At 61.3% G+C, this 6,676-nt stretch carries 5 protein-coding genes; 4 read left to right on the plus strand and 1 reads right to left on the minus strand.

The window, feature by feature from the left end; translation table 11 throughout:
- Positions 1 to 424: 424 nt before the first annotated feature.
- Complete coding sequence (locus Q5425_RS31395; RefSeq protein ID WP_308675943.1) at positions 425 to 2,506, plus strand: hypothetical protein; 2,082 nt, start codon at positions 425 to 427, stop codon at positions 2,504 to 2,506.
- A gap of 33 nt (positions 2,507 to 2,539) precedes the next feature.
- On the opposite strand, the gene Q5425_RS31400 is transcribed toward Q5425_RS31395, so the two are convergent.
- Positions 2,540 to 2,971, minus strand: a complete 432-nt coding sequence (locus tag Q5425_RS31400) for a DUF4365 domain-containing protein (protein ID WP_308675944.1) — start codon at positions 2,969 to 2,971, stop codon at positions 2,540 to 2,542.
- A 288-nt stretch (positions 2,972 to 3,259) separates the two neighbouring features.
- Here Q5425_RS31400 and Q5425_RS31405 point away from each other — a divergent pair, with 288 nt between their 5' ends.
- From Q5425_RS31405 to Q5425_RS31415, 3 genes are all read left to right on the plus strand, one after another.
- On the plus strand, positions 3,260 to 4,765 hold the full coding sequence (locus Q5425_RS31405; RefSeq protein WP_308675945.1) for a hypothetical protein: 1,506 nt from the start codon (positions 3,260 to 3,262) through the stop codon (positions 4,763 to 4,765).
- A gap of 19 nt (positions 4,766 to 4,784) precedes the next feature.
- Entirely contained in the window at positions 4,785 to 4,964 is a 180-nt protein-coding gene (locus Q5425_RS31410) for a hypothetical protein (RefSeq protein WP_308675946.1), read from the plus strand.
- 217 nt (positions 4,965 to 5,181) lie between these two features.
- Positions 5,182 to 6,210, plus strand: a complete 1,029-nt coding sequence (locus tag Q5425_RS31415; protein ID WP_308675947.1) for a DUF3800 domain-containing protein — start codon at positions 5,182 to 5,184, stop codon at positions 6,208 to 6,210.
- Positions 6,211 to 6,676: the final 466 nt, after the last annotated feature.

Here is a 6,676-nt window from a genome sequence, read left to right on the forward strand (position 1 = left end):
TCGAGACTGACGACACCCAAGCTGTTTGGTCGCGAGTCAAGATCCGCTTGCGCCGCGTACCATCGACGCTTCGGGAGGGATTGTGCGAACGAGGCTGATCTGGCTGTTGATCTCAGGGGCGTTGACCGCTGTGGCAGTTGGCACGGTCTTGACCAAGCTCCCTGTTCCCGCGGTGGTCTCGTCCGCCGCGCTGGCCGTCTGTTCTTTCATCGCCGGGTTGTCAGGTACGCGTGCAACTGCGGTGATGAAGGAGCGCGACGATCGCCGGAGCGTGCGTCAAGCACTCTTGCGGTGCGACCATCGTGGACGCCTCCCGCTGGTTTGCGAGCTAGACGACCCGGTTCAGCTGGGCATCCACCCCGCGGCCTCATTCGAATCGGTTGCCCGCGTTCCCGTATTCGTGCCTCGCGACATCATGTCCCTGTTGAAAGCCGCCATCACGAGAGATCGGTTCGTCCTACTTGTCGGAGAATCGACGGCAGGAAAGTCGCGAGCCGCATATGAAGCAATGCGTGAACTTTTTGCGGCGCATCGGCTGGTCGAACCCGCCGGTCGCAGTGCGACGCAGGCTGCCGTCGATGCGATGCTCGGAGAACCCCAAGCCGTCCTGTGGCTCGACGACATCGAACGGTTCCTTGGCGAAGGAGGCCTTACCGGCACCGCTCTCTCTGGAATCCTTGCCGGGAAGCGACACAGCATCATCGCAACGATGCGCGCGGAGGAATACTCTTATTTCAACGGCAGCTCGCCGACCGTCGCCGACGCGAACCGCAGTCGGGATACGATCAGGCAGGGATGGGAAGTCCTGCGCCTCGCTACTCGCATCGACCTCGCGCGACCGTGGAGCAACGCCGAGATCCAAGAAGCACGACGGATTGATTCGGGTGACCCCCGGATCGCTGAAGCGCTGACAAAAGTCGATCACTTCGGCGTCGCCGAGTACTTGGCTGCGGGGCCTCAACTCCTTGCGACCTGGCGGGACGCGTGGGCGCCCGGCGCTCATCCGCGCGCGGCCGCGCTCGTCATGGCCGCCGTCGACGCACGTCGGGCAGGTATTCACCGGCCCCTATCGCTGGATGTGTTGACCCAGGCCCATGAGGCGTATCTCGGCCAGCGAGGCGGCCACCGGCTGCGACCGGAGCCGGTGGCCGACGCCATAGATTGGGCGACGACGCCGTTGCACGCCACGAGCAGTCTGTTGATTCCCGGCGGGGACGGGCTCCTGATTGCCTTCGACTACCTGATTGACGCAATCGCCAGGGAATCGATACCCGCAGACGCGCTGGCTGCGTTCATCGACGCGGCGCAGCCCGAGGAGCTGAAGGACATCGGCCGCGTTGCCTGGTCCTGGGATCAGCTAGACCAAGCCGAAACAGCGTTCGAGCGTGCGTCCTCAAAGTACTCGGAAAGTCGTGTGGAGCGCGGCTACGTGATCAGAGAGCGTGACGGTCAGGCGGCGCAAAGACTCTACCTCCAGAAAACCGTGGATGAGCTCATAGGTAGGCTTGGTTACAATCATGAGGACGCCATCGAAGCTCGATTGTCCCTCGCGTGGGACTGTGGTTACGGCTTGAGTATACGAACACCTCTGCGAGAACTGAAAAAGCTTGAAGAAGAGTCGCGGCGGGCATTCGAACAATTTCACCCTATAATGATTCACATTCGACTCGGAGTAGGCTACTGGCTCGCTGAGGGCGGCGAGGTGGCGGCGGCATCCAATATTTTTCTGCAGCTATTCCACGCTTGCTTGGAAAACCTTGACGAACCCAATTGGCTAACCTATTCAGTAATGATGAACTATGCAAATTGTTTCGTGACGGGATCTCAAGGGCAGGGCATTGTCGATTTCTACGACGACTTCGAGTCTTGGATGCGCAACCGTCGAGCGCCGGCTCAGGCGATCACGAGCTTGCGGTACGAGCGAGCGAGAGCACTGCAGGAAGCTGGCTGGCTCGACCATGCCTTGGCGGGCTTCCAGTCAATCCTGTCCGACGAAGAACGCATGCATGGACATCTCAATGCAACTACGTTGAACGCGCATTGTGAACTGCTGAAATGCCTAGCGGCAAAGGGTGAGCATACTCAGGCGATCCGCCGTGGCAAGGAGCTGCTTGAAGAGTGTCAAGCGGAAGCTCATGCGACAAACATAAATACACAGTTCATTCGTCTGACCATTGCCACGATGATCGGCGAGGCGGGGGATGTCGCCGAGGCCATCCGGATTATCGCTGAGTTACGCGAAGAGAGAAGGCGGCTGTACGGCGAAGATCAGCCGGAGGTGCGGGCTATGGACCACCGACTGCGCTATTGGACGGCCGTTAGACTTGCCGATGAGGGGCTTCTTGCTCGCTCTGCAGTTGAACTGCGTCAGCTGAGCGAGGATCTCATGATTTCGAGTGGAATCAATTCTGAGCTCAGAAAAAAAGTCGCGGAGAGCCGAAGCCGGGTGACGATGAAGATGCGGAAGGGGCAGATCGATGGGTCGCGGCGTACCACGGGACCGTGACATGTGCGCTCTCGATCAGCTTGGATGCTGCGACTACTCGTGAAAAGGCCAGGCGCGCCGGCTGATGTGCGAGCGCACTGGGATGCGAATAAGGGGCGGTTCGTGCTGTACGCCGGCGGTTTGGTGGATGTTGCCGTCATTCACCCGGCATCGACGAGCTGACCGCCGAGTATGTCGAACCAAACAACGTCGGGGAGTTCGGGCGTGTGCTCTGAGGCCGTTGTCGCGGAATACCCACCCATCCTTGGCGGGGGTCTTCTCGGCGAACTGACTCGCTCCGGCCTTGATCTGCAGCGCGATGACACGGCCACTCGGACGTCCTCCGAGCAACAATTCGACCTGCGCATCAATGCCGAAGTCCGGCCCGCTCAGCGTGCGACAGATCCATTGGAGCTGGGAGTTGAACAACAGCGCGACGCCGTTCGCCCCGCTTTCGCCAGTGACCGATGTCAAGGGGACCGTCATCGGGTCAGCCTATGTCCTGACACGAGCCCCACGTGGCACCCGGGCGCCTCCGCCCGCAAAGTGGCCCCAGGAGTGTGGTGGTTGGAGGTAGGGGCCTTTGCGGGTCCTGGTCGTACGTCCGGTGACCGAAAGCAACGTTGGATGTTACAGAAAGCTATATCTGGTCGGGTCGGTGACTGAGCTGCCAAACCGAACAACGGTGATATTAGGTTGTTTGGAACATCTACAGTTATTCCAGGACCAGGTCGGCGATCGAGATCGCGACGTGGAGTGGTGGAGCGTGTCGCAATGACGACTCAGCGGAATGGCCGGCGTCCGCGAGCTGCCCGGCGCGCTGCCGAACGCGCAGAGGCAAAAGTCGCCCGCCGCGCCGAGCGGGCCGGGCGTCGCGTGCCACCGACCATTGCAGGCTTCGAGGCAGCGTTGGACGAGCGTGGATACGACGGCCTCGCAGAAGCGTTGATCTCGTGGCACAACCGGCGCATGGAACGTATGATCCACGTCGCCGACATGATGCAGCCTGTCGCTCTGCCATTGCTTGCCGGCTACTTGCCGCTTGGTCTCGCTGCGCAAGATGTGGGGGCGCAGCCAGGCCGTGCGCCTTGCCACTCGGGTGTGACGTGGTCCGATCACCTGTCATGGGGACTGGACAGCATCGCGGGAGCAGTTCGTCTCATGCTGAGCCTGCAGCCGATCGGCGCCAGCATCATTGCTCGAACGCAGCTGGAACGCTGGTCTGCCAATCTGGCAGCCAATACCGACGGCGATCCAGCCTCGGGCGAGGACACGGTGGCCTCGCTCAACCGGCTATGGAAAACGCCCGGCGTTCGGCTGGCGAGCGGGACGCCTCCGGTTGGCGATCTGTTCGCCGAACTGAGCGAGCTGCTGCACGGACGTGGACCACTCATGCCCTTGGTGTGGCTCGACGTCGCCGACATCTCTGATCCTCCGACCAGCGAACACGTGAAGCTACTGGACACCATCGGCCACGCGTTGGTCGTCAGCTTGAGCCAGCTACGCACATGCCTCACGGCGGCAGCAACCGAACGGGGACGGGACGTAATGGCCAAGGCGGTTCATGCCGTCCGGCTCGTCGCACCTGCCGAAAGCTGGCTGCCCGATCCGCAGCCGTTCCTGTGGCCGTTGACCCCGGAGTTCTTCACCGCCTTCGAAGGGCAGCTCGCCGCAACGGCCTCCGCGCATCGGCGCACGACCTCCGCGCTGCACGCCGACAAGCGACCCGACGCGCCGCCGGAAGTCTGGCCAGTCCTCGCGTTCGGAAGCCACCGGTTCCGAGCACTCACGCTCGCCTCGTGGGCGTACGAGCACGAACGGGAAATTCACGGCACCCAGTTCGACGAGCACGGCATCATCGATCTCACTACAGAGGCAGTGCTAGCTGGCGAGATGGCAGCAATGCTCGCCCAATGGATACGCGGAAATTCGGCCCATCACTTAGCCGCAGACGCGTTCGCCGTCTGTGCATCCGCACTGCGGTCGGCTGAATGGTTGTGGCTCGAGGACGACGACCGCGCGATGGGCTGCCTACGCTGCGTCATCGAACAAGCTGCGCGCGCACGCACGTGGCGGGTCAAACCCGACCGCGCCGCGAAGATAGAAGCAAACCCGAAGGCAAAGCCCCGCGACTGGATCGAGGGCGCAGGTTGGCGTCGACTAAACCTCTTAAACCGGGGCACTTGGCGAGTTCGCGCACGGGACGGCTGGCACGAACTGGAACCTTGCCCGAGGCGCACTCGTAGCGCTTCAGCGCGATTCGGACAGCGAACAGGCTAAGAGCACCGGCCGCACGCACGTGTTGACTGCGCTGATCTTCATCGTTTCCGTGGAGTGCGCCGCGTGGGTCAACAGCTTCGGCAGCCACCTCGGCGATGCCTACCGGAAGGTCATCCGGATCGATGAGGCGCAGGCCGACCGCTCCATCGAGGCGTTGATGAACCAGGTTTGGGAGAAGCGCAGTACGCCGGTGCGGTGACGCTAAGTAGCCTCTACCTGGGCGGCTGCGTGCGAAGATGATCGCGATTGCGTCGGGTGCAGGTGACCACCCCGCAGCGACATGTGATGGCTCAGTGGCCCATGAGTGACGAGAACTCCGGCGTTCCTGGGATGGCGTCGCGTGCCCGCGACGCTCCATAGACCGGGGAGGCGAAATCGGCTGGCCGCGGCGTCGCGTCTGAGACAGACTCTAGCGGGTGAACGATGTAGGGCTACCGGTTGTGTATGCGGATGAGAGCAACAACACCGGTGAGAACCTCCAAGACGTCGACCAGCCGGTCTTCACCGTCGCCGGCGTGCACCTTGACGACGCACACGCCAACGACATCGTCGAGTCGGTGGCTGCATCGATGAAGAAGGGTGCAGGCGAGCCGAAGTACAGCCTACTGTCGAGGCGACCAGCCGGCCGGGACATCCTGATGAGTGCTTTCGCTGCGCTGCCAGCCGACAGTGTCAAGCTATACGTTGCAGATAAACGGTTCATGACGGTCACCAAGATCATCGACTTGGGGATTGAGTCCTTGATGTTTGCTGACGGCTACAACATGTGGGCTGATGGATCGGCGAGATCGCTCGCGCACATGGTTGCTCTTGTGGGGCCAGTCCTCGGTGATGAGCAAAAATTTGATGCAGTTCTGAAAGCCTTCGTGCTCGCCTTGCGAAGTGGATCGACCAGTGATGACTGCTACGTGTCGGCGGTAGAGGAATACCTCGCCACACTCACGCAGTCCAATGAGTCAACGTTCAGAACTGCGCTTTTGCCTGTGCAAAACTGGCTGACCCATGTTCTCGCGGAGCGAAACACTGGTCTTCATCCAGACACGCTCGACCCGGCGATACCGACCATTGTCGCGGTCTGTCGAGCATTCTATGATATTTTAGGGCCAATTCGGTTGGTGCACGATGAATCAAAAGTTATTAGCCGAAACAAGGATCTTCTGCTCGGTATGGATCAACTTCCGGATCCAGCGCATCCCGATCGGCAAATGAGCCCTATTGGCGTCAAGTCTGTAGATTTTGGCGATAGCAAGAAAGTTGATCAACTCAAAATTGCCGACTGGGTTGCAGGGGCGGCGCGAGACGTCGCCATGAGTCGGTTAGGGTTTCCGCGAAAGATGGCCAGTCAGGAACTATGCGACCTGGTGGAAAGCTGGCTTGCGGCTCCGCCTTTGTGGCTTGACGCGGATTGGCTGGCGGATCACCTTGGAATAAGAAATGAGCCATAGTCGCAGTATGCAGGTGACTAACTCGTGGGTGAAGTTGATCCCGTTGCGGGTGGTGAGCACGGTGGTGCCGTCGGGGGCGATTTGCATGCAGGCTCGGTAGCCGTCCAGCTTGTACTCATACGCCCACTCCGGACCCTCGCGCAGCCGTCCGCCGTCGGCTTTGGTCAGCATCGGCTCGACCCAGTCGGGCACGCGAGAGGAGCCACGCGCAGCCATGGCCGGCCTCCCGGAGTCGAGACATCATCGCCTGGCTTCGACGGTAACCCGGCTGGCCTAACTTCGCTGTGTTTGCGCTGGTCAACCGGGTCTGCTGCACCAGTAGGTGACATCTGAGTTGGCTTGCCGTGATGGTGAGCTGGGAGGATGTTGCGGTGCCCAAGCCCTACCCACAGGAGTTCCGCGACGATGTCGTGCGGGTCGCGCGTGACCGCGAGCCCGGTGTGACAGTCGAGCAGATCGCGAAGGA

The organism is Amycolatopsis sp. A133 (genome assembly GCF_031082405.1).
Lineage (GTDB): Bacteria > Actinomycetota > Actinomycetes > Mycobacteriales > Pseudonocardiaceae > Amycolatopsis.

Coding starts and splice junctions, on each gene's coding strand:
- Q5425_RS31400 (WP_308675944.1), bottom strand. CDS start 2,971: ATGACGGTCCCCTTGACATCGGTCACTGGCGAAAGCGGGGCGAACGGC.
- Q5425_RS31405 (WP_308675945.1), top strand. CDS start 3,260: ATGACGACTCAGCGGAATGGCCGGCGTCCGCGAGCTGCCCGGCGCGCT.